Origin of the sequence: Vibrio sp. PBL-C16, assembly GCF_034321865.1 — a bacterium.
In the GTDB taxonomy this organism is placed as follows: domain Bacteria; phylum Pseudomonadota; class Gammaproteobacteria; order Enterobacterales; family Vibrionaceae; genus Vibrio; species Vibrio alginolyticus.
Window position 1 is genome coordinate 2,448,421 of the sequence record NZ_JAXLNY010000002.1, and the last position, 22,181, is coordinate 2,470,601.

Below are 22,181 nucleotides of genomic sequence, written 5' to 3' on the forward strand. Positions count from 1 at the left end.
CCTTTTCTTTTGCTCTTGGTTATCACAATTGGCGGAAAAATAAATTATCAAGTCAATCTAGCATTACGATGTAAAGCAATAAAAATACCTCTTGACAAAGCGAATAATTAACTGTTTTCAATACTATTTCATTGTCTGAAACCTAGTATTTATAGAGTTTTTATCATTCGGTAGCTCTCGTTTATTTTGCTTTCACATTACCTGATGAAAGCCTCAAAAATCCAATACAATATAACTACCTAAGATTAGCGCAGACTGAGTGTTCCAGATTTAAACTTTATTAATGCTAATAAAAATCGGTCAAATAGATAAACATAAATCTAAAAATGTAATTTTCAAATTCACAAGTTACAGAGCAATGCAATATGAATCACATAGTTAAAATTAAATATTGTAAAAACACACAATACATATAGATTTATAGATTTTTAAAATGAAAAAAGTCGATGTGAGAAATTACTTATTTAGATTTATTACAATCATATTGTTGAGCATTAATATGAGTTTTGGAGAGAGTATATTGAATAACGATAAAGTTAACCAATACACACCACAAATCAATGGTGTGATAACAAAAAAAGGGAAGCCGATTAATAACCAAAAGGTTAGTCTTAATATTGGTTTAAGCGCTTCAGGAAAATCAATAGACTTATCAACATTTACTGACAGCAATGGTCGGTTTGAATTTTCTCCTGTGTATGAGAACAAAGAGAGCGTTAAGATCCCGCTTATTGAACATTATGTAACTATTGTTTTAACCACAGAACTAGATATTGATGAAAGCGTTATTATTTGGGAAGGTTCGTTCGATGGCTATGAAATAGAGGATTACGTAAAAAACAATATGGCTAATCTAGTCTGTGATGCAGCAAACCCTCTTAAGTACTTTGCTTTTTCAATTGATGATGACGAAAACGATGACTACTACGTAAATAGTCAATGTGATTTATTTGGATATATTGACTCTGACTTATATGGAAATTAAAGAATGCAATCACTCTCACCAAAACTATCATCTAGAATCGCAGAAATCCCCTATTCTGTATTCGCAACTAATGTTCGTAACGTTAGTGGTTATATAGCAAAGTTTTTTACATTTGATCTAAGGAATGATGTCAAAAAAGGAACGACAAGTGGCTTTATGGGATTTGGTGGAATGACATCAGATTTTGTAGCGATAGGTCGAGGTAAGGGCGAGTTTGCCGATACTTTGGTATTTTCCTTCCGTGGCACTCAAGTAAACATCGGCGACATTATGACCGATGGAAACATTGGGATATCAGGTACCTCATCCGGTTACAGGGTACATGCAGGTTTTGTAAATCTCTTCAATACGATAAAGCCACAACTTGCAGCATACATCGCTGGTTATTCGAAAAAGAACATGAAAGCACCGAAGGCAATACACTGTGTAGGTCATAGTTTAGGTGGTGCTCTTGCTTCATTAGCGGCAGATTGGGTGAAGAGTCAGTACGGCTATAGCGTACACCTATATACTTTTGGCGCACCAAAAGTTGGCTTTAAACCATACGCAAGAAGGGAGTTAGATTCTTCCTATCGCTGCACTCATGGCGCAGATCCAGTTCCTATGTCTCCTCTTTGGCCATTTACTCACGGTGGTATTGAGTATCGGCTAGATGGAAGTTCTGGCATCTACTTCTGCGCTCATGGACTAGGAAAAAAATCTGTTCCGGGTTATGTCAATACCGCTACAAGTAATGAGTGGTCGGCACTACAACCCAAATCTCAAGCTTACCTAGAACGCAACGTATTTCTTGACTTCAACAATAGATATAATGCTCGGATGACTGATGGTTGGGTAAGTAAAATAGTCTCTTCAATTTTGACCTTATTAAGAATTTCAGGTCTGGGTCATATAATACAACAAATAGCAACTGTAGGCCTTACTGCTTGGGATCAACTAGCTAAAGCTATGGCGTACATCTCAAAACTAAAAAACGAGTATACAGAACACGTTCGCGGTATTTTAGGTCACATGAATGTAATGTCAGGTAGCGCAGCGATCGACCTATCGAGTATTACTTATAGAGTGATAAAACTTTGTTTTTCGAGACTAGTAAGAAGGTTAGATAGTCATGTTAGAAATGCTCTAAATATAGTAGAGTGACAGTAAAAGGCACGAACAATTATTCTAAAAAACGCTCTATTATCCTCAACTAGATTGAGTTCAGAAAAAGCGAAGCTATTTAGGCTTCGCTTTTTATTAGGGCTTAGAGTTGTTAACAATATTAAAATCTATATTCCACACCTAGTGATGCTTGGTTAAAGTCTGTTTCCGTGTTTGCACCGTTCGCGACATTCTCCGCATTGAGTTCTACGTCGTACCACATATATTCTGCGTTAACTAAGAAGTTATCAGTAACTTTAAAACCCACACCGGCACCAGCGAATACACCTTCATCATCTTTGTTGCCTTGGAAGCCCGCAACGTCGTAATCCGTCGAGTACCACATTTGACCGCCTTTTGCGTAAAGGTCGACACGATCAGCAATAGGGGCTGTAACTTTTAGTGCTGCGGTGTAACCGTCCGTTTCGGCATTTGCTAGGTTATTACCATAGCTACCGAAATCAATGTAACCACCTTCCAACGCTAAGTAAGGATTAAAACGGTAACCAACTAAACCTTGAATAACATCGCTGTCATCATCAAAGTCATCTTGTCCATCAACTTTTAAGTAACCGTAGTTGGCGCCAACATATACACCATGATCGTTGGAGTCCGCAGCATGTGATAAAGTACTAAACGTTGCTAAAGAAAAAAGGCTAATCAAAGTAACAACATTGCTTTTCATTTCGTTCTCCTAATATAAGTTCCATTGAAGGTTCGAATAGTAAAGAGCAAATGCAATGCCAACTTTAAATTAATGAAAAATATATTTAATTTTATAGAATACTGACAATCCTCTAAAGATTGCCGAACAAAAATAGAAAAAAAGAGCTGTCTGTTTACTTTATATAAACAATACTAAATTGGGGTTAATCGCTGATGTGAAAAAGATTCTTGTTAATTTGTAGATTTTTCAAAGAAATTAAATAAACATCTAAAATACTCTTGTAGATTAATCCGTCAAAAAACGCTTAGCTAGTTTTTATAAGAAAGGAAGCTAATCACACATACGTTGCATCTTACTTTGCTTCAAGCCGTGAATATTCTACTCTTTGCCTAAGCAGAGTTTAATGGAACAGAAGTATGTTAAAAGGCAGTGAATACCCTTCTATTCGAGCATTAAGGACGTTTGTCGCGGTCTCTAATTACCTCAGTTTCTCTAAAGCAGCGGATGCCCTATGTATTACGCAAAGCGCAGTAAGCAAACAAATCGCATCGCTGGAGCAATTGGTGGGTTTACCTTTAATACAAAGAGGGGCGAGTGGTATTGAGTTAACCGAAGAGGGCAAGCGTTATCTGCCGCAAGTCACAGAAGCTTTGGAGCTTATTCAGCATGCAACTGCCAACTTAATCCAGTCAGATTCAAAGCAAGAATTACTCACCGTGGACGTAACCCCTTCTTTTGCCAGCCTTTGGTTGATACCTAATATTGATGACTTCCACCAGCAACATCCTAACATCCGAGTAAGAGTCTGTACCGGGGATGGGAACGTCAAAGATTCGAGCAACGAAAGTGACTTACATATTCGCTGCCTTCCATTATCCACACATTATGAATACAGCAACTTACTGTGCGAAGAAACATTGTTATTAGTCGGTTGCACAAATGCTCCTGCAATTGAGAGTGTGCACGCTGTTAGCAATTATCCTTTTATACCTCAAATCACTCGCCCTCAGCTATGGGAGCAATTTAAAGCTGTCTACACTGTAGAATCTCCCGTTACCTATCAACCTGTAGGCGTCGAACATTTTTACCTAGCTTGCGAAGCTGTCAGAATGGGAAAAGGGCTCGCCTTGCTTCCCGATTTTATGGCGCAGTATTCGATTTTAAGAGGGGACATTCAGCATGTTCTCAACCTCTCTTTACAGAGCGGTTATGGTTATTACGTGATGATTCCAAATTATCGACTTTCAGCTAAAAAAGTAGTGGCATTTCACGAATGGCTGAAGAGCAAGCTAAGTTAATGTTGTTTCTTTAAACTCGTTTAGGTAAACCAAAACAACTCAAAGACTTCGGTATCTGTCTGCTCAAATTTATGGCATTCTCATCCATACTATTTAAAAAGGATAAATGGATAGTAGGATATGGACAGCAACACGCCAAGACTCTCTTTACGCACCATTGAGCCGACCGATTACCCAGAGCTCGCGGAATTAATGGACCTTGTTTTTCCTGATGTTGGTGGCTCATGGCCACGCCTGACCATCATGGATCTTATTCATCAGTTTCCTGATGGACAAATCTGTATTGAGGATAACGGAAAAATTGTCGGCGCAGCGCTAACAATCAAAGTGGACTACAACCGATTTTCACTTCCTCACCTGTACACCGACATCATCACCGAGAACAACGTCATCCAAAACCAAGTGACCGGTGACGCCATGTATGGTCTCGATGTATTTGTCCACCCGGACTATCGAGGGCTACGTTTAGGTCGACGTTTGTATGATGCGCGTAAAGAGCTTTGCCGTAGTAAGAACTTCAAAGCAATTTTAGCCGGTGGTCGCATTCCTAATTACCACCAATACGCAGATGAACTGAGCGTTGCAGAGTACATCGACAAAATAAAACGCCGTGAGCTTCACGATCCTATTTTGTCTTTTCAGCTTGCAAACGACTTCGATGTAAAACGTATTATGCGCGGTTACTTGCCAGAGGATAGTGCTTCTAAAGGCTACGCAACTCTGCTGGAGTGGGATAACTTCTTCTACGAAGAGGATATTCAATCCGTACATGATGTAGAAAAAACGCTGATTCGTATTGGTGTTGTGCAGTGGCAAATGCGCGCCATGAATGACTTAGAGGACTTGCTCGATCAGGCTGAGTTCTTCATTTCTTCTCTTGCGAACTACAAAGCCGATTTCGCCCTATTCCCTGAATTCTTTAACGCGCCGCTGATGGGCTTGCAAAACGACCAAAATTCCGTCGAAGCAATTCGCTTTTTGGCTAGCTTTACAGAAGAGATCAAAAACCGCTTCTCGCAGATGGCAGTCACCTACAACATCAACATTATTGCTGGCAGTATGCCCGTCATCGAAGATGGCAAGTTGTATAATGTGGCCTACTTACTGCAACGAGATGGTGAAATAAACGCTCAATATAAGATTCACATCACGCCCCATGAGCAAAAAGACTGGGTGATCGACGGTGGTGACAATGTTCAGGTGTTCGAAACCGATGCAGGCAAAGTCGGCATACTGATTTGTTATGACAGCGAGTTCCCAGAGTTGGGAAGAATGCTCGCCGAGCAAGGCGCACAAATTGTGTTCGTTCCTTTCTGGACAGACACAAAAAATGGCTACCAACGAGTACGAATCTGTTCCCAATCACGAGCCATCGAAAACGAATGCTACGTTGCAATTGGGGGCAGTGTCGGCAACTTACCTCGTGTTGATAATGTCGATATCCAGTACGCACAATCTGCCGTATTCTCACCGTCGGATATCTATTTCCCACACGATGCGACCTTGACAGAAGCAAGCGCCAACACCGAAATGATAATCTTCGCTGATGTTGATTTGACTAAGTTGAAACAGCTTAATACCGAAGGCTCTGTCACCAACTTACGTCATCGCCGCCTTGATTTGTATGGCGCATTCACCAAAGCCAAAGAGTCATAAGGATCTCCCTAGTTCGCCGCTACCAAAGAGCGTGGCGGCGAGTAAAGCCAGCTGCAGGTTGATTCTGCGCAATTATCAGAGGCATGTCAGTTTTTCTCAACGGTGAGAAACAAGAATTGACCCAATAGGACATTCGGAGTATCACTCCAACTTCGTTCCGCTTTTATTAGGGGAAAGCTTTTGGAACATATTAACGAACTTCTCATGTCAATGAAGCCTTTGCTTGAGCAATACGGCTACGTTGCGCTGATTGTCAGTATATTTCTAGAAGGGATAGGTATCCCGATGCCTGGTCAATCACTGATGATCGCGGCATCTTTGCTCTCGTCAGAACAAGTCATGAACCTAAGTATGGTAATGATGGTATCGTGGCTGAGCTGCTTTTTTGGTAATACCTGTGGCTACTTAATCGGTTATTACTTTGAGGGGTGGTTAGATAAAAAAGGCTACATTTCCAGCCCGAAGATGCAAACGCTTCAATTGACTATCCAGAAATACGGCCCTACGTGCTTGGTGGTCAGCCGCTTTATTGAAGGAATGAAGCAATTTATGCCTCTTGCATGCGGTATCGCGAAAATGCCACGTAGAGAGTTTTTGCTCGGTAACGCCCTCGCGGCGACGGTTTGGGTATTGGTATTCAGCTTGTCAACTCACTTTGCATTTGAACATTTAAGCGTGTTGAGCAACCTGTACACCGAATACAAATATCTGGTATGGGCATTTGCTGCTGTCTTATTTACGTGGATGGTTTTAGGTATTGTTAAACGCAAAAAAGCCAAATCAATGCAATAACGACAGTCTCTTCATTAGCGCATAACTAAAGCTCGTGGTATCAGTGAGATACGCAACACGAGCTTTTATCTTTTTCTTTACGTGCAAAATTTAAACAGCCATTTAGACGTCTAGACGTTGACAATGTAGAAATGTGATATTAGTCTGCTCTTCTCTCTTATCATTAACATTGTCGTTTACATGTCCGGTTCCCAACAAACTACTAAAACAGTTGCACCGTCTGCGGTCGCACTGATCCCATTAATTGTATTCCTTGCACTATTTATTGGCGTAGGCACTTACTTATCTTTGCAAGGCGTGGAATTTGCCTTCTACCAGCTGCCTGCACCCATCGCGGTATTACCAGCCATCATCATTGCGTTTCTTTTAAGTAAAGAGAAACTTAACCGCTCAATCGAACACTTCATGCGTGGTGTTGGCCACCCAGACATCATCGCAATGTGTATGATCTATCTGCTTGCAGGTGCCTTTGCTGCGGTAGCAAAAGCCTCTGGTGGTGTTGATGCAACAGTGAACCTTGGTTTATCCGCTATTCCAACCAGCATGATTTTACCGGGCATTTTTCTGATTTCTGCTTTTATCGCAACAGCAATGGGGACTTCGATGGGTACCATCGCAGCCGTTGCCCCCGTAGCGTTGGGGATTGCTGAATCAGCAGGAATGAGCTTACCGTTAACCGCAGGCGTTGTGCTGAGCGGCGCTATGTTTGGTGATAACCTTTCTATCATCTCTGACACCACCATCGCGGCGACACGCTCTCAAGGTTGTGAGATGAAAGACAAGTTTAAAGAGAACATTCGTATTGCTTTACCTGCGGCGTTGATCGCGATTGCAGTGTTCGCTTTCAACAGTACCGCGACTCAAGTGCCTGAAACTGGCGATATTGAGTGGCTAAAAGTCTTGCCGTACATCACTATTTTGATCCTAGCGGTATCTGGTGTGAATGTGTTTGTGGTTCTGTCGATTGGCATTCTTTTGGCTGGCGGCGTGAGCTTGGCATCGATTGACAATTACGGACTAACTAATCTAGCCCAAGACGTATACAAAGGCTTTGGTAACATGCAAGAGATCTTCTTGTTATCCATGCTGATTGGTGGTTTGAGTGAACTGATGCGTCGCCAAGGTGGTCTTGCTTTTCTAACAAATTTCGTTAGTAGCCTTATCCACGCGTTTGGCTCTAGTCACTCTAAGCATGCGAACAGTCGTGCAAGCGAGCTAGGTATTGCAGGTTTGGTATCAATGGTCAATGGCTGTACGGCAAACAACACCGTAGCCATCATTGTATCGGGCAGCGTTGCTCGCCAACTGGCGGAAGAGAATAATGTCTCTCCCCGCCGCTCAGCAAGCTTGTTAGACATTTTCTCATGCGTGGTGCAAGGCGTGTTGCCTTACGGTGCTCAAGTACTGCTGCTAGGTTCCGTATTCAACCTATCGCCACTTGAAGTAGTTGCCAATTCTTACTACTGTTTTGCATTAGCGATAGCGGCTGTTGTCGCGGTGTTTATCAAACATCCCGCTCGTCAACCTGTAGCGCAAACTGAGAACTAACGACAAATACCGAAAAGGCTCCGATGGAGCCTTTTTACTTTCCTTTCTTCTTTTTTTCTTTTCCGCGAGCAGATTTACTTCAAAGCTGAACGCAAACTTTGCGCACTGTGTAAAGGAATAGCAAAGCGATGCGCCACATCGCGTAGAGCTTCCACCTGAGCCGCGTTACTGATTGCTAATTCGCCTGCCACATCGACGTGGTTATTCTCAAACCCCACTCTCACATCGAATCCAAGTAACATCGCACTCGCTAAACAGTCTTGCTCTCGCGCGCCAAAAGCACAAATGGCACATCGAATTTCTTCCTCGACAAAACGCGCCAAATTCAAACCTCGTAAATCCCATGGCGAAGACTGTTGAGCTTGGTGATAACGCCCTAACACCACTAATGCATGCTGATGCATTTTAGGTAACACGCCCGCATCACGCAGTTGGAAATAACGTTCAATGTCGGTTGCATCGTAGAGAATAATTTGGCTCACGATGTTGTGTTCTGCCACCCAATGGAAAAAGGCATGCCCTTCTTTCTCACTTGCGCGATCAGGGATTAACTCCCTCAATGCAAAAGAAGCCGCTTCTGGTTTCACAGCTTTAACTAACGCCATCTGTTGTGGCGGAGAATACAAGCCCACCGCCTCTGTGGTGAGCTGTACCATCATGTTTTGTCCCACCGCTTCTTTCACGGCATGGTAAATTGCCATGTTGTCGTCGATGTCTAATGAATGACGTCCGTTGGCGTCTCTAGCATGTAAATGGATCATGGCAGCCCCTGCCGTTTGACAAGCGATAGCCTCTGCAACCAGTTCGTCTTTTGTCATGGGTAAGCTGGCGTGATCGTGCTTAGTTTTTCTTGCACCGTTTGGGGCCACGATAATAGCGATAGGCTCTCGTATACATCGATTTTCTAATTCCATTCCTTCGCTACCTCTTTTAGCGTTAATGAGAGTTTGCCAACTAGCTCATCAATATGGTGAGGCTGAATAATGAATGGCGGCGCAAGCAAGATATGGTGCCCATTAACGCCATCAATCGTTCCGCCCATTGGATAGCACATTAAGCCATTTTCCATTGCTCGCTGTTTGATGTGTTTGTCTGCCAATGTGGCTTTACTCAGAGGCGCCTTGCTTTCTTGATCCGCCACCAGCTCAATGCCAAAAAACAAACCTTTACCACGAATGTCGCCAATGTACGGTAAATGGGCCAATGCAGAAGTAAGCTCATTACGCAGCAAAGCACTTTGCCGATTCACCGCCGTTAACAAATTATCTTGGAAGATGGTTTGAATGGTCGCCACGGCAGCAGCGCACGCCACAGGGTGCGCCATAAAAGTATGACCATGTTGGAAAAAACCGCTTCCATCAGCAATAGCTTGATAGACTCGATCATTCGCAACCACCGCGCCAATAGGTTGATAACCCGCACCAAGCCCTTTAGCCATACACACCAGATCGGGTTCTGCCTCTTCTTGCTCAAACGCAAAAAAACTGCCACTGCGTCCAACGCCACACATGACTTCATCCAAGATCAATAACACATCGTACTGGTCGCATATTTCGCGAATACGCTTGAAGTAACCTTGTGTGGCAGGCACAGCTCCAGCGGTGGCTCCCACAATGGGCTCAGCGACAAAAGCCATGACATTATCAGCCCCCAACTCAAGAATTTTTGCCTCTAGCTCATTCGCCGCTCGCAATGAGTAATCCAATTCCGACTCATGACTCTGCTGATAACGATAAGCATAGCAAGGGGCGATATGATGGCTCGGGTGTAAGATGGGTTTGAACGGTTCACGTCGCCATTCATTACCTCCGACAGCCAGAGCCCCCAAGGTATTACCGTGATAACTTTGCTGACGCGCGATGAATTGCTTTTTCTCTGGCTTACCTGATTCCACGAAATACTGCCGCGCCATTTTTAGTGCCGACTCCACCGCTTCTGATCCTCCACTGACTAAATACACATGGTTGAACTGTTCAGGCATGTGCTGACAAATCAATTCTGCTAGGCGCTCACTGTTGTCACTAGTAAAAAATCCAGTATGAGCAAATGGCACTCGCTCGATCTGTTCCAACATGGCTTTTTTAACGGCGTGATGACTGTGGCCAAGGTTTGATACCGCAGCACCACCACAAGCATCGAGATACTGCTTTCCATGCTTATCGAATAGATAAACACCTTCACCTCTATCGATGATTGGTAGCGTGGCATGGCAATGACGGTGAAATACGTAAGACATTTGAGTCCCTTCCAATGTGTAATACTTGCACACATCATCAGGAACAAACCCAAACGTGACAAGAGAATAAATCTCACCCTCTATGAGCTTTTGGAATGCCACAAACCAAAAACACCAAAACCCTTGATATTTAAACAATAAAATAAAAATAGGCCAGCTTTTTTAAAGGCTGGCCTATGGGTAACCCAAAGCTAAAAACAGAATCGTTTTACGAGTTTAGTGCCTGTTCTAAATCGGCTAGAATATCGTCAATATGTTCAATACCCACCGATAAACGAATCATCTCTGGAGACACACCAGCTTGTTTTTGTTCTGCTTCGCTCAATTGACGATGAGTCGTCGATGCAGGATGGCAAGCCAATGATTTTGCATCGCCAATGTTCACCAAACGCTTAAAGATTTTCAAAGCATCATAAAAACGCACACCAGCGTCATAACCATCTTTTAAACCAAACGACAAAATTGCAGAAGGCTTACCTTTCATGTATTTTTCGGCGAGATGGAAGTGTTCAGAACTTGGCAATCCGGCATAACTTACCCAACAGACTTTGTCATTCTGTTCCAAGAATTCAGCCACTTTGAGTGTGTTCTCGGTATGGCGCTCCATACGCAGCGGTAACGTTTCTAACCCTTGCATAAGCATAAATGCATTCATCGGTGATAATGCGGCTCCGGTATTACGCAGTGGTACGGTACGCGCACGCCCGATAAATGCCGCCTCACCAAACGCTTCGGTATACACCACGCCGTGGTAAGAAGGTTCTGGTTGGTTGAAAACAGGAAAGCGGTCTTTGTGCTGTGCCCAAGGGAATTTACCGGAATCCACAATCACGCCACCTAATGTGGTGCCATGCCCACCAACGTATTTAGTGAGAGAGTGAACTACGATATCCGCACCGAACTCGATGGGTTTGCACAGCACTGGCGTCGCGACGGTGTTATCCACAATCACAGGTACGCCTTGTGCATGAGCAAGCTCCGCCACACGTTCTAAATCGATGATATTGCCCGCAGGGTTCCCAATGCTCTCGCAGTACACCGCTTTGGTATTTTCATCAATTAATTCGGCCAAACTTTCTGGCTTGTCATCTTTAGCAAACTTCACCTGAATACCTTGATTTGGGAGCATGTGCGCAAACAAGGTATAAGTACCGCCATAAAGTTGCGGCGTAGAAACGATGTTATCGCCCGCTTGCGCTAACGTCAGAATCGCATAGTTAATCGCTGCACTCCCCGCACTCACGACCAATCCAGCAATGCCGCCTTCTAACGCTGCCATGCGTTTTTCCAGCACGTCATTAGTCGGATTCATGATGCGAGTGTAGATATTACCCGGCACTTCCAAGTTAAACAGATCAGCGCCGTGCTGCGCGTTATCAAACTCGTACGCGACTGTTTGATAAATCGGCGTCGCGACAGATTTAGTGGTAGGGTCAGTTTCGTAACCAAAATGGATGGATAGCGTTTCGTCTTTCATGTTCTTCCCTGTCTTTCATCACTCAAATAGCGGCAAGCAAAGCACTTACCTTGCTTATAAAACTTATATTGCCCAACTTTTCAACAAATAACGTAGGGATGAATCACAGAGATAAAACGCTATTTCAACTGTCCAAGTAACCAGTGACGAAACGTTTCTGTCGCATTCGTACGTGTGTTCATGATCAAGTAATACCCTGCATTAGCAGGAATCGGTTTGAATGGAGAAACCAAACGCTCTGTCGTCAATTCATCCTCAATCAGTGCCATTCGTGCCATCGCAATCCCAACGCCTGCTTCGGCTGCAGACATTGCCATATCCGTTCGATTAAAAAAGTGTCCGATATCGGTTTTAAAATCCAACCCCATCGCTGACGCCCAATATAGCCACTCATAGTCACGCGTCGCTTTTTCCCATGGCATCGCATCGTGTAGTAGCGTCGCCTCTTGCCATTGCTTCACTGGCATTGAGTTTTTTTGCTCACCAAACAACGTTTTTAGCCAGCCATGATCCTCAAGGTATTTTGGACTCATCACCGGTAGCAGATGCTCATCCAAAATCAGCTCCGCGTTAGCATTTCTATAAGGATGAAGACCATAGTCAATTGCGACGTCATAGTCTTTTATCTCACTATTTACCAGCGCACCTTCCGCAAAGATTTGTACTTGGATATCCGGATTATCATGATGGAAGCTTTCGAGCTTTGGGACTAACCATTTGAAAGCAAAAGAAGGCGTCAACTTCAAACGAATTTCATTGGTTTGCTTTTCTACTTTGAGCTCATCAAGCAATTTGCTCAGTTCCGAAAAGTGAAACTGCGTCGCTTGGTGTAACTGAGTGCCTTTTACGGTTAAACGAATACCGCGAGAATGGCGTTCAAATAAAGTAAAACCTAATAACGCTTCCAAATGAATAATTTGTTGGCTTATGGCACCAGTGGTGAGGTGTAAATGTCTTGCAGCACCAGTAAAGCTGTTGTACTCCGCGACTTGGCTAAATAAACACAAACCACTTATCAGATTACTTTTCATCCTTGAGCCTATAGTTTTTCTAAACGCTGTGTGTAATTTATATCGATTGTTAACAAAAGGTAAAGAAAAGAAACTGAGCACTCTGATAAATGTGTGGAGTGCATCAATGGAAGTCATCGTATTAGGCAGCGGCGTTATCGGCTTAACCTCTGCTTGGTATTTATCTCAAGCAGGCTATCAAGTTACCGTCATTGACCGCCAACCAAGCAGTGCCATGGAAACGAGCTTCGCCAATGCCGGGCAGATTTCATATGGCTATTCTTCGCCTTGGGCTGCGCCTGGTGTTCCTGTTAAAGCCATTAAGTGGTTAATGGAGGAGCATGCTCCACTTAAAATCAAACCCACTCTGAATGCCGACATGATCCGCTGGGCGAGTAAAATGGTCGCGAACTGCACCCTACCTCGCTATCAAGTTAACAAGGCTCGCATGCTTTCGATCGCTAACCACAGCCGTGTTTGCTTAGAACAGTTACGCCAAGAACACGCCATTGAGTATCAAGGACGTCAGTTTGGGACCTTGCAAGTATTCCGAACACATCAACAGCTGCAAGCCATTGAAAAGGACATGCAGCTCCTTGAACAAAGCGGAACCCGATTTAAGCTAATGGACGTCGAACAATGTATTGAACAAGAGCCAGGGCTTGCACTTGTGAAAGACAAACTGGTTGGTGGCTTGCATCTACCTGATGACGAAACGGGCGATTGCCATCAATTTTGCCAACAACTAACGGAGCTTGCTAAGGCACACGGTGTCCGATTTGAATTCGATACTGAAGTAAGCAATTGGGTTACAGTAGGCAAAAAGATCATAGGTGTCCAAACGAACCGAGGACAATTTAAAGCAGACCAATATGTGGTGGCCTCTGGAAGCTACTCTACAGCGCTACTCAAGCAACTCGATATTGATATTCCGGTCTACCCTGTCAAAGGCTATTCACTCACCATCCCGATGGAAGATGAACACTTCTCTCCTCGATCTACTGTGATGGATGAAACCTATAAAGTCGCTATGACTCGATTTGATGACCGAATTCGCGTAGCTGGCACCGCAGAATTAGCAGGGTTTGATGCTTCCCTTCCACAAAAGCGCAAAAACACCATCGAAATGGTCATCCGTGATCTTTTTCCTCGTTGTGGTGACTTCAGCCAAGCTGAGTTTTGGAGCGGCTTTAGGCCAATGACGCCTGATGGCACACCAATTATCGGCGCGACTAAATACGATAACCTTTTTACTAACACCGGACACGGAACTCTGGGCTGGACGATGGCTTGTGGTTCAGGTCAATTGCTAGCAAGCGTAATGAAAGGTGAAAAAGCAAAAGTGATGGATAATGCGGAGCTTAACCTTTGTCGTTACTCCTGAGGACATGACTGAACAAAAAACAGGCAGACACTTACTCCACAAAATGCATAACCACTGGCATTTTTAACTCATCAAAATCGCAGCACATTTAAATGACAATGTGCTGCATAATTAATCATCAGGCAAATCTTCTACCTAAAAGGAGCAAATAAGCAACAAGAACCAAATTTTAACAACTACTCTCCATTCTGTGTTCATCATCACGCTACAAAGGATTTGTAGCTAAAAAAGTTAACAATTGCATTACATAAAGGGTAATGTATTGTGTGAAAAACAACCACAAACACAACTAACAGGGAAAATACTCATGCAGTCATTAGTTGATTTTCTGAATGGAATTATTTGGAGCCCGGTACTGATCTATTTGTGCCTTGGCGCAGGTTTGTTCTATTCAATCATGACGCGTTTTGTACAAATTCGTCACTTCTTTGAGATGTGGCGCTTATTACTTTCTGGGAAGAGTTCAACAAAAGGGATATCATCATTTCAGGCACTTGCCGTTTCACTGTCTGGCCGTGTAGGTACAGGTAACATTGCTGGTGTTGCCGCTGCTATCGGTTTCGGTGGCCCAGGCGCCGTATTCTGGATGTGGGTCGTGGCCTTCTTTGGCGCTGCAACCGCATACGCAGAATCAACACTTGCACAAATTTATAAAGAAGAAGACGAAGGCGAGTTCCGTGGTGGCCCTGCTTACTATATTGAGAAAGCAATGGGACAAAAGTGGTACGCTTGGATCTTTGCTATCGCGACCATCTTTGCTTGTGGTGTTCTACTTCCTGGCGTTCAATCGAACAGTATCGGTAACGCAGTAGAAGCCGCATTTGGCTCAGGTGACATGATTGAAACCGCTATTGGTACCTTCAGTTTTGCTAAAATTTTCACTGGTACGGTTGTTTGTGTCATTTTGGCCTTCATCATTTTTGGTGGTGTAAAGCGTATCGCGAACTTTACCCAAGTCGTTGTGCCATTTATGGCGTTAGCTTACATCATTACTGCGTTTGTCATCATCCTTCTAAACATTGGTGAGGTTCCGCGCATTTTCGGCATGATTATTGGTGACGCGTTCACACCAATGGCAGGCGTTGGTGCAGCAATTGGCTGGGGTGTAAAACGTGGTGTCTACTCCAACGAAGCAGGTCAAGGTACTGGTCCTCACGCAGCAGCAGCAGCGAGTGTTGATCACCCTGCTCAGCAAGGTCTTGTTCAATCTTTCTCTATTTACATCGATACACTACTTGTGTGTTCAGCAACCGCGTTCATGATTCTTATCACTGGCGCGTACAACGTAAATGGTGCGATTGAAGGTACATTCCTGGTTCAAAACCTACCAGCGGATATTGGTGCAAATGGCCCTGTGTTTACACAGATGGCGATCGAAAGCGCACTACCTGGCGTGGGTAAACCATTCATCGCAATCGCTCTATTCTTCTTCGCGTTTACGACCATTCTGGCTTACTACTACATTGCAGAAACGAACATTGCTTACATTCGTCGTACGTTCAAAGTAAATGGACTGATGTTTATTCTGAAAGTCATCATTATTTCATCCGTGTTCTACGGAACCGTGAAAACCGCCAACTTAGCATGGGCGATGGGTGATGTAGGTGTAGGACTGATGGCGTGGCTAAACATCATCGGTATTTTGATCATCTTCTTTATGTCGAAGCCTGCACTCAAAGCACTGAACGACTACGAAGAGCAACAAAAACGTGGTGTGACCGATTTTACATTTAACCCTGTTGCACTGGGCATTAAAGGCGCAGATTACTGGGAAGATAAGTACCGACGTAAAACGGGTAAAGCACCAACGGCAGACAGCAATAGCGCAGAAACTGTTGAGCAACCATCAACATAGCGTTATCACATAAATAAGAAAAAGCAGTGGTCCGATTAAGGACATAAAAAAGGGGGATTAACCAATGGTTAATCCCCCTTTCTTCTTTATGAGTAACAGCTTAGGCGATAACCGCTTCAACTTTACGAGCGATTTTTGCTTTACCCACAGGTAACACTTCACGACCAAATTCGTTGTTCAGTACTTGCGCCATTGCGAAGTAAATTGCACTTGCGCCACAGAAGATACCCTCGAAGCCAGCGATAGCACCGATCACTTCGCTACCAGTGAAATCACGAGCAGCAAGCAAGAAGAACAGGATAGTTAGAGAACCAAATACCACTTGCTTCGCTGTTGGGTAACATAGAGAACCAATGAACATGAAACCAGTGAAGATGCCCCAAAGCGCTAGGTACCAACCCATAAAGCTTGCAGGGCTTGCAGGAAGACCCATGTGAGGCATTACGATTAGACCAACCAATGTTAGCCAAAATAGACCGTAAGAAGTAAACGCAGTTGTGCCGAATGTATCACCGCGTTTAAAGCACATGATGCCAACGATTACTTGGCTAAGGCCACCGTAAAAGATGCCCATCGCTAGGATCATAGAGTCAATTGGGAAAAATCCTGCATTATGAATATTGAGCAGAATAGTGGTCATACCGAAACCCATTAGACCTAGCGGTGCTGGGTTAGCCAGTTTTGTCGACATGTACAAATACCTTTTTTCAAAAATGTTGATAAAAAATGCGCGCGAATTTTAATGGGCTCCAGAACAAAAGAGAAAAGCTGTTATTGAAAACTTAGATTCCATAAATAAACCACTACATATATAAAAAAAGACCCTGCAAAAAAGCAGAGTCTTTATAGATAGTTAGGTTGTTTTTCACTCAATCACTGACAAGAAATCTCGTCCCAGAACCAGTTGCTTTGCGTTGGGCTTTCCCACACTCCTGGGCCATTTTTCGCAACAAAACATTTGTTTTGGTACGTCACTTTATCGCCGTTAGCGACTTGCGTTACACCCGGCTCCCACTGAATAAAATTGCCTGTCACTGGTGGTTCTGGCTCGGTTACTGGCGGCTCAGGTTCTGTGACGGGCGGCTCTGGCTCAGTCACCGGTGGTTCAGGTTCCGTTGTAGGCGGCTCCGTAGGAGTGCCTGAAACCAGCTTCCACGGGTCTCCTTTCGTTGGCTCATTACCTTGTGACCACCATTTCGCTTCGTAAACAGCACCTTGGTAAGAGACTTGTTCCCCCGTGTTATATACTTTGCCAGAATCCCAAGCTGCCACACCACCTACAGGCGGATCGACCGGATCCACTGGATCTAACTTGTCAACTACACGAACTTCTGGCCAACCCGCATGAGATTGGTAGAAGTTAGTTACACATTTCTCATAATCACCCGCAACTAGCGCAGAATAAGCCGTTTGGAAACCAACAAGCTCACATTCAAATGAGTGACCTCCAGGACGATCTGAGTAGTATTTCCAGTTCCCATCCCAGTTGGTGTACAACACGTCTGTCGCACCATTCAGATTTAAGCTGCCGTAAGGCGTCTGCTGCCAACAAGTGTTTGTTTCATCAGCTTCAATTGGAATTTGATAATGGGCGGCAAGACCTTCCCAATAGCGAATACGGTTAACAGGTTGACCTTTATCCTTGTTTTGCTCACCACACTCAATACCACCATTGATCACGTTGATGGTGGTACCAAAGCCGTAACCAATGCCAGCATCAAGCTCACGCTGTGAAGGCACCCAAGTACGGTCAATCACATGTAGCATTGCAGGTTTCGGTGCTTGTGGGGTTAGGAAGAACCAGATAGCCGATGCTAAGTTCAGCCACGAATCCGCAACCAAGCCTGGATTTTTCAGCAATACAGATGCATCGCCATCAAACATCACTTCAGAGAACGCGCCATAGTTAAAATGGTAAGAAAGCTGCTTTGCACCACGTCCAAAGTAACCTTGTCCAGACTCACATGGCCAGCGTTTGTTTTGCCAGTCATTTTGACCACAACCTGTTGTGTAACCTTCTTGCCCTTCAGACCATCCCATTTCTCGCACATGCACCAAAGCTTGCTGCCACTCTTCCAACCCTAGCGGATTATCCGATACGTTATCAATCGAAATATGGCCACCGGTTTCTTGTGCAAAGTGAGCAAACGCTGTCACGATCGATTTTTTACAAATTGCATCCGAATCACGACCGTCTGTGTACTCACCACAGAATGCAGGGAACTTACCAATTGCACGTAGGAAACGCGTGTAAGTGTATTCAGGTGCCGCCATTTGAGTCAGGAAGTCCCACTCACTTTCGGGGAATACACGCTCTACACGCTTCACGTTTTCTGGGTTGGTTGCCGCCCCTGGAACAATCGCTTCAACCACTGAGTTCGGGCGTGTCTCTAATGCTTGTGACCAAATGGCATACATAGGATCAGAAGTTTTGCTTTGCTCTACGGCTTGAACGTCACCACGAGCAATAACATAACCATTCGGATTTTGCGGATCGGGCTGAATATTCATACTCGCATTCACTTGTGCTGCTAAGACACAACTCAATGCAAGAGGAAGATGTTTGAGTGCAAACATGTCTAGTCTCCGGATTTCAACAATACAATATACGAGGAATAACTAGACATATAGTGGATCATATATACGAAACACCGAGCCAAGTACGTTGATTCTGCGAGACAAAATGAATAAATAGGTCCTCACACACATTTTGTCACAAGAAAAATGTTACCTTGACTCAAAAGAAAAGCGGAGACCCTGTGAGCCTCCGCTTTGTGATGTTTCTCTCTTTATTGTTCTGCCGAAACCACCTCTAGCTTCGCGGTTGACTTTTGTTTAGACAGCACAAAATAAACCACACACTGAGAAATAATTGCGGCAAGCACAATCACTGGTGAGGCGTTGATTCCAGCTAAAAGAAAACACCCTAATGCGATCATTCCATTGAGTAATGCGTAGGGCAATTGTGTACGGAAGTGCTCATACTGTTCACACCCCGCTCCTGTCGACGACAAAATCGTAGTTTCAGAGATGGGAGAACAGTGATCGCCAAACAAGCCACCAGATAATACCGCACCAATACAAACCAACAGTGGTGCATCAATCGCAACGGCAGTTGGGATCACTAATGGCATCATGATGGCGAACGTCCCCCAAGATGATCCCGTAGCGAATGAGATAACACCAGCAAGCAAAAAGGCGACTGCTGGCAATAGCCAGTACGGGAAACCGGCTTGAGCTTGTTCAGCAATGTATGCAGCTGCACCTAATTCTTTCCCAACCGAGCTAAGTGCCCAAGCCAATACCAAAATCACGGCTACAGACATCATGTTCGACATCCCTTTTAGGTAAACCTGAATGCCATCAGAGAGTTTTCTTACGCCATAAAACGCCATCAGCGCAATCAAAGTAAAGGCTGCGAAGAAATATGCCGAAGAAAGTGCAGCCCTGAACGTTGAGCCTGCTACTTTTTGAAATGGAAAACCGTGTGGCACGAGGATGGTACATAGAACCACCAGCATAACGAGCAAAGGTGCCCATACAAAACTAGATTTTGCATTTTTATGCGTAAACACATTCATGGACTCCTGCACTTTCCCAAAGTCGGAGCCCTGCTCTGCTAGTTGTTCAGCCTTCGCCATCGGTCCGAAATCTAATTTGAAGAAAGAGACAATCGGCACAATCGCGATCGCAAGAAAGGCGTAAAACTGATACGGGATCGCACCAATGAAAGCATCCCAATCACTCATACTGACATTCAGGGCAGTAAACTCTTTTTGAATCAATCCCATGATGTAAACGCCCCATCCGATAAAAGGGATCAAGATTGCGACGGGAGAGGAAGTAGAGTCGATAATAAAAGCTAATTTTTGGCGTGATACTTTTAACTTATCAAATAAAGGGCGAAAAACAGGGCCAACAATCAGTGGTGTACCAAGGTCTGAGAAGAAAATAACCACACCACCGAACCATGCGGACAGTTGAGCTTGGCATTTACTCGCAACCCATTGAGTGACCTTTTTAGCAAACGCCACACCACCGCCAGATTTCTCCATCAAGGCAACAAAGCCACCAATAAAGACCAAGAGCAAAATGACGCCCGCATTGTAGCTGTCAGTTAATTGCGGCAGTAGATAGCTTTTCATCAATGCACTAAACGAGTCTAGTGGCCCTTTTTCGACAAATGTCCCTTCGAGCATAGCGACACCACTCACCACACCCGCGAATAAACCAACAACGACATTTCTTGTGGTCAGCGCGAGGAAAAGAGTAATAAGGATGGGAATGAGAGAGGTAACGTCAGCCTGTTCCATAGCAATACCATTTATGATAATTAAACAATTAAAATGAATATATATTTAATTTAACCGCATGTATATATCTCTCACAAAAAAGTTGAGCCAGCTCTTCACAAACTTGAAGTACAAAAAAACCAGCCCGAAGGCTGGTTCTTATAAACTCAACTGTCTAGAGGAAAATTATTCCCACTCGATAGTCGCTGGTGGCTTACCAGAAATGTCGTAAACAACACGAGAAATGCCATCAACTTCGTTGATAATACGGTTAGATACCTTACCTAGGAAGTCGTATGGTAGGTGCGCCCAGTGTGCCGTCATAAAGTCGATGGTTTCTACTGCACGCAGTGATACAACCCAGTCGTATTTACGGCCATCGCCCATTACACCAACAGAACGTACTGGTAGGAATACCGTGAACGCTTGAGATACTTTGTTGTATAGATCAGCTGCGTGCAGCTCTTCAATAAAGATAGCATCAGCACGACGTAGCAAGTCACAGTATTCTTTCTTGATTTCACCAAGAACACGAACACCTAGACCTGGACCTGGGAATGGGTGGCGGTAAAGCATGTTATAAGGCAGGCCTAGCTCTAGACCAATCTTACGTACTTCATCTTTGAACAGCTCACGTAGTGGCTCAACAAGACCCATTTCCATGTCATCTGGAAGACCGCCCACGTTGTGGTGCGATTTGATCACGTGCGCTTTACCAGTCTTAGATGCAGCAGACTCGATTACATCAGGGTAAATCGTACCTTGAGCTAGCCATTTCGCGTTTTTCAGCTTCTTAGACTCTTCATCGAATACATCTACGAATACGTGACCGATAGTCTTACGCTTCTCTTCTGGGTCAGACTTGCCTTCAAGTGCTTTTAGGAAGCGTTCTTCAGCGTCAACTTTGATGATGTTCAAACCAAATTGGTCGCCGAACATATCCATTACTTGTTGACCTTCGTTTAGACGAAGTAAACCGTTATCAACAAATACACACGTTAGCTTGTCGCCGATTGCACGGTGAACCAGCATCGCGACTACCGATGAATCAACACCACCAGATAGACCTAGGATAACTTCGTCGTCACCCACTTGCTCTTTAATGCGAGCAACCGCGTCTTCGATGATAGATTCCGATGTCCATAGACGTTCACAGCCACATACGCCAAGAACAAAGTTCTCAAGCATTTGTAGGCCACCTTTTGTGTGTGTCACTTCTGGGTGGAACTGAACGCCGTAGTATTTCTTCTCTTCATTCGCCATCGCAGCGTAAGGACAAGTGTCTGTCTCACCAACTTTTACGAAATCGGCTGGGATCTCTACTACTTTGTCGCCATGGCTCATCCAAACGTCTTGAGTTGCTTCAAGGTCTTTAAATAGAGCACATTCACCAGAAACTTTAACCTGAGCGTAGCCAAACTCACGTTCGTTAGAGCCCGCCACTTTGCCTCCTAGCTGTTCCGCCATGGTTTGCATGCCGTAACATACGCCAAGCAAAGGAACACCAGAATCAAACACATATTGAGGCGCGCGTGGAGAGTTCTCTTCCGTTACGCTTTCTGGACCGCCAGATAGGATAATGCCATCTGGGTTGAATTCGCGAATATCCGCTTCTTCTACATCCCAGCTCCATAGTTCACAGTAAACGCCGATTTCACGTACGCGGCGTGCTACTAATTGAGTGTACTGAGAACCGAAGTCCAAGATCAGAATACGTTGGTCATGGATATTTTTAGTCATTTTGAGCAGTCTTTTTAAGGCTAAGTGATTAAAACCGAGGCGAGTGTACTCGCCTCTTCTTAATGCTTCAAGGAAAAAGCAAACGTTTCCGTTAGGTA

At 44.2% G+C, this 22,181-nt stretch carries 17 protein-coding genes; 8 read left to right on the plus strand and 9 right to left on the minus strand.

Translation table 11 applies throughout. The annotated features are described in order from the left end of the window. Positions 1 to 433: 433 nt before the first annotated feature. Together UQW94_RS19510 and UQW94_RS19515 are read left to right on the plus strand one after the other, a co-directional pair. Positions 434 to 985: a DUF6795 domain-containing protein gene (locus UQW94_RS19510; RefSeq protein WP_262665906.1), complete on the plus strand. Its 552-nt coding sequence runs from the start codon at positions 434 to 436 to the stop codon at positions 983 to 985. Positions 986 to 988: 3 nt separating this feature from the next. Next, on the plus strand, positions 989 to 2,128 hold the full coding sequence (locus UQW94_RS19515) for a lipase family protein (protein WP_005383744.1): 1,140 nt from the start codon (positions 989 to 991) through the stop codon (positions 2,126 to 2,128). Positions 2,129 to 2,249: 121 nt separating this feature from the next. Here UQW94_RS19515 and UQW94_RS19520 read toward each other — a convergent pair whose 3' ends face one another. Continuing rightward, positions 2,250 to 2,813, minus strand: coding sequence for a porin family protein (locus UQW94_RS19520; RefSeq protein ID WP_005383742.1), 564 nt, complete (start codon positions 2,811 to 2,813; stop codon positions 2,250 to 2,252). A gap of 398 nt (positions 2,814 to 3,211) precedes the next feature. Between UQW94_RS19520 and UQW94_RS19525 the strand changes: the two genes are divergently transcribed. The 4 genes from UQW94_RS19525 to UQW94_RS19540 all read left to right on the plus strand — a co-directional run bounded on the left by UQW94_RS19525 (position 3,212) and on the right by UQW94_RS19540 (position 8,089). Then, a complete protein-coding gene (locus UQW94_RS19525; protein ID WP_226083927.1) occupies positions 3,212 to 4,093 on the plus strand; it encodes a LysR family transcriptional regulator in 882 nt (293 codons plus the stop codon). A 120-nt stretch (positions 4,094 to 4,213) separates the two neighbouring features. Further along, a complete protein-coding gene (locus UQW94_RS19530; protein ID WP_104978836.1) occupies positions 4,214 to 5,749 on the plus strand; it encodes a bifunctional GNAT family N-acetyltransferase/carbon-nitrogen hydrolase family protein in 1,536 nt (511 codons plus the stop codon). A 204-nt stretch (positions 5,750 to 5,953) separates the two neighbouring features. Beyond that, complete coding sequence (locus tag UQW94_RS19535; protein ID WP_262653833.1) at positions 5,954 to 6,541, plus strand: DedA family protein; 588 nt, start codon at positions 5,954 to 5,956, stop codon at positions 6,539 to 6,541. Positions 6,542 to 6,721: 180 nt separating this feature from the next. After that, a complete protein-coding gene (locus tag UQW94_RS19540) occupies positions 6,722 to 8,089 on the plus strand; it encodes a Na+/H+ antiporter NhaC family protein (RefSeq protein WP_017635705.1) in 1,368 nt (455 codons plus the stop codon). Between the two features lie 74 nt (positions 8,090 to 8,163). On the opposite strand, the gene UQW94_RS19545 is transcribed toward UQW94_RS19540, so the two are convergent. The 4 genes from UQW94_RS19545 to UQW94_RS19560 all read right to left on the minus strand — a co-directional run bounded on the left by UQW94_RS19545 (position 8,164) and on the right by UQW94_RS19560 (position 12,833). Further along, complete coding sequence (locus UQW94_RS19545) at positions 8,164 to 9,003, minus strand: 3-keto-5-aminohexanoate cleavage protein (protein ID WP_322142506.1); 840 nt, start codon at positions 9,001 to 9,003, stop codon at positions 8,164 to 8,166. Next, positions 8,994 to 10,325: an aspartate aminotransferase family protein gene (locus UQW94_RS19550; protein WP_262653835.1), complete on the minus strand. Its 1,332-nt coding sequence runs from the start codon at positions 10,323 to 10,325 to the stop codon at positions 8,994 to 8,996. The genes UQW94_RS19545 and UQW94_RS19550 overlap by 10 nt, the downstream gene beginning before the upstream one ends. A 208-nt stretch (positions 10,326 to 10,533) precedes the next feature. Further along, a complete protein-coding gene (locus tag UQW94_RS19555) occupies positions 10,534 to 11,802 on the minus strand; it encodes an O-acetylhomoserine aminocarboxypropyltransferase/cysteine synthase family protein (protein WP_054579031.1) in 1,269 nt (422 codons plus the stop codon). A gap of 119 nt (positions 11,803 to 11,921) precedes the next feature. Beyond that, positions 11,922 to 12,833: a LysR substrate-binding domain-containing protein gene (locus tag UQW94_RS19560; protein ID WP_053302974.1), complete on the minus strand. Its 912-nt coding sequence runs from the start codon at positions 12,831 to 12,833 to the stop codon at positions 11,922 to 11,924. 106 nt (positions 12,834 to 12,939) lie between these two features. Between UQW94_RS19560 and UQW94_RS19565 the strand changes: the two genes are divergently transcribed. Together UQW94_RS19565 and UQW94_RS19570 are read left to right on the plus strand one after the other, a co-directional pair. Then, complete coding sequence (locus UQW94_RS19565; protein WP_025768866.1) at positions 12,940 to 14,196, plus strand: D-amino acid dehydrogenase; 1,257 nt, start codon at positions 12,940 to 12,942, stop codon at positions 14,194 to 14,196. Positions 14,197 to 14,503: 307 nt separating this feature from the next. Then, positions 14,504 to 16,051, plus strand: coding sequence for an alanine/glycine:cation symporter family protein (locus UQW94_RS19570; RefSeq protein ID WP_005381681.1), 1,548 nt, complete (start codon positions 14,504 to 14,506; stop codon positions 16,049 to 16,051). A 100-nt stretch (positions 16,052 to 16,151) separates the two neighbouring features. Here the strand turns inward: UQW94_RS19570 and UQW94_RS19575 are convergent, their stop codons facing one another. From UQW94_RS19575 to guaA, 4 genes are all read right to left on the minus strand, one after another. Continuing rightward, positions 16,152 to 16,742, minus strand: a complete 591-nt coding sequence (locus tag UQW94_RS19575) for an acetate uptake transporter (RefSeq protein WP_005381682.1) — start codon at positions 16,740 to 16,742, stop codon at positions 16,152 to 16,154. 182 nt (positions 16,743 to 16,924) lie between these two features. Next, complete coding sequence (locus tag UQW94_RS19580) at positions 16,925 to 18,628, minus strand: chitinase (protein ID WP_262592590.1); 1,704 nt, start codon at positions 18,626 to 18,628, stop codon at positions 16,925 to 16,927. A 212-nt stretch (positions 18,629 to 18,840) separates the two neighbouring features. Further along, complete coding sequence (locus UQW94_RS19585; protein WP_054730033.1) at positions 18,841 to 20,364, minus strand: Na+/H+ antiporter NhaC family protein; 1,524 nt, start codon at positions 20,362 to 20,364, stop codon at positions 18,841 to 18,843. Between the two features lie 165 nt (positions 20,365 to 20,529). After that, positions 20,530 to 22,083, minus strand: coding sequence for a glutamine-hydrolyzing GMP synthase (guaA, locus tag UQW94_RS19590; protein ID WP_005381685.1), 1,554 nt, complete (start codon positions 22,081 to 22,083; stop codon positions 20,530 to 20,532). Positions 22,084 to 22,181 lie beyond the last annotated feature (98 nt).

Excerpts from the sequence above, each read along its gene's own strand:
- UQW94_RS19510 (WP_262665906.1), top strand. The coding sequence starts at position 434 with ATGAAAAAAGTCGATGTGAGAAATTACTTATTTAGATTTATTACAATC.
- UQW94_RS19515 (WP_005383744.1), top strand. The coding sequence starts at position 989 with ATGCAATCACTCTCACCAAAACTATCATCTAGAATCGCAGAAATCCCC.
- UQW94_RS19520 (WP_005383742.1), bottom strand. The coding sequence starts at position 2,813 with ATGAAAAGCAATGTTGTTACTTTGATTAGCCTTTTTTCTTTAGCAACG.
- UQW94_RS19525 (WP_226083927.1), top strand. The coding sequence starts at position 3,212 with ATGTTAAAAGGCAGTGAATACCCTTCTATTCGAGCATTAAGGACGTTT.
- UQW94_RS19530 (WP_104978836.1), top strand. The coding sequence starts at position 4,214 with ATGGACAGCAACACGCCAAGACTCTCTTTACGCACCATTGAGCCGACC.
- UQW94_RS19535 (WP_262653833.1), top strand. The coding sequence starts at position 5,954 with ATGTCAATGAAGCCTTTGCTTGAGCAATACGGCTACGTTGCGCTGATT.
- UQW94_RS19540 (WP_017635705.1), top strand. The coding sequence starts at position 6,722 with ATGTCCGGTTCCCAACAAACTACTAAAACAGTTGCACCGTCTGCGGTC.
- UQW94_RS19545 (WP_322142506.1), bottom strand. The coding sequence starts at position 9,003 with ATGGAATTAGAAAATCGATGTATACGAGAGCCTATCGCTATTATCGTG.
- UQW94_RS19550 (WP_262653835.1), bottom strand. The coding sequence starts at position 10,325 with ATGTCTTACGTATTTCACCGTCATTGCCATGCCACGCTACCAATCATC.
- UQW94_RS19555 (WP_054579031.1), bottom strand. The coding sequence starts at position 11,802 with ATGAAAGACGAAACGCTATCCATCCATTTTGGTTACGAAACTGACCCT.
- UQW94_RS19560 (WP_053302974.1), bottom strand. The coding sequence starts at position 12,833 with ATGAAAAGTAATCTGATAAGTGGTTTGTGTTTATTTAGCCAAGTCGCG.
- UQW94_RS19565 (WP_025768866.1), top strand. The coding sequence starts at position 12,940 with ATGGAAGTCATCGTATTAGGCAGCGGCGTTATCGGCTTAACCTCTGCT.
- UQW94_RS19570 (WP_005381681.1), top strand. The coding sequence starts at position 14,504 with ATGCAGTCATTAGTTGATTTTCTGAATGGAATTATTTGGAGCCCGGTA.
- UQW94_RS19575 (WP_005381682.1), bottom strand. The coding sequence starts at position 16,742 with ATGTCGACAAAACTGGCTAACCCAGCACCGCTAGGTCTAATGGGTTTC.
- UQW94_RS19580 (WP_262592590.1), bottom strand. The coding sequence starts at position 18,628 with ATGTTTGCACTCAAACATCTTCCTCTTGCATTGAGTTGTGTCTTAGCA.
- UQW94_RS19585 (WP_054730033.1), bottom strand. The coding sequence starts at position 20,364 with ATGGAACAGGCTGACGTTACCTCTCTCATTCCCATCCTTATTACTCTT.
- guaA (WP_005381685.1), bottom strand. The coding sequence starts at position 22,083 with ATGACTAAAAATATCCATGACCAACGTATTCTGATCTTGGACTTCGGT.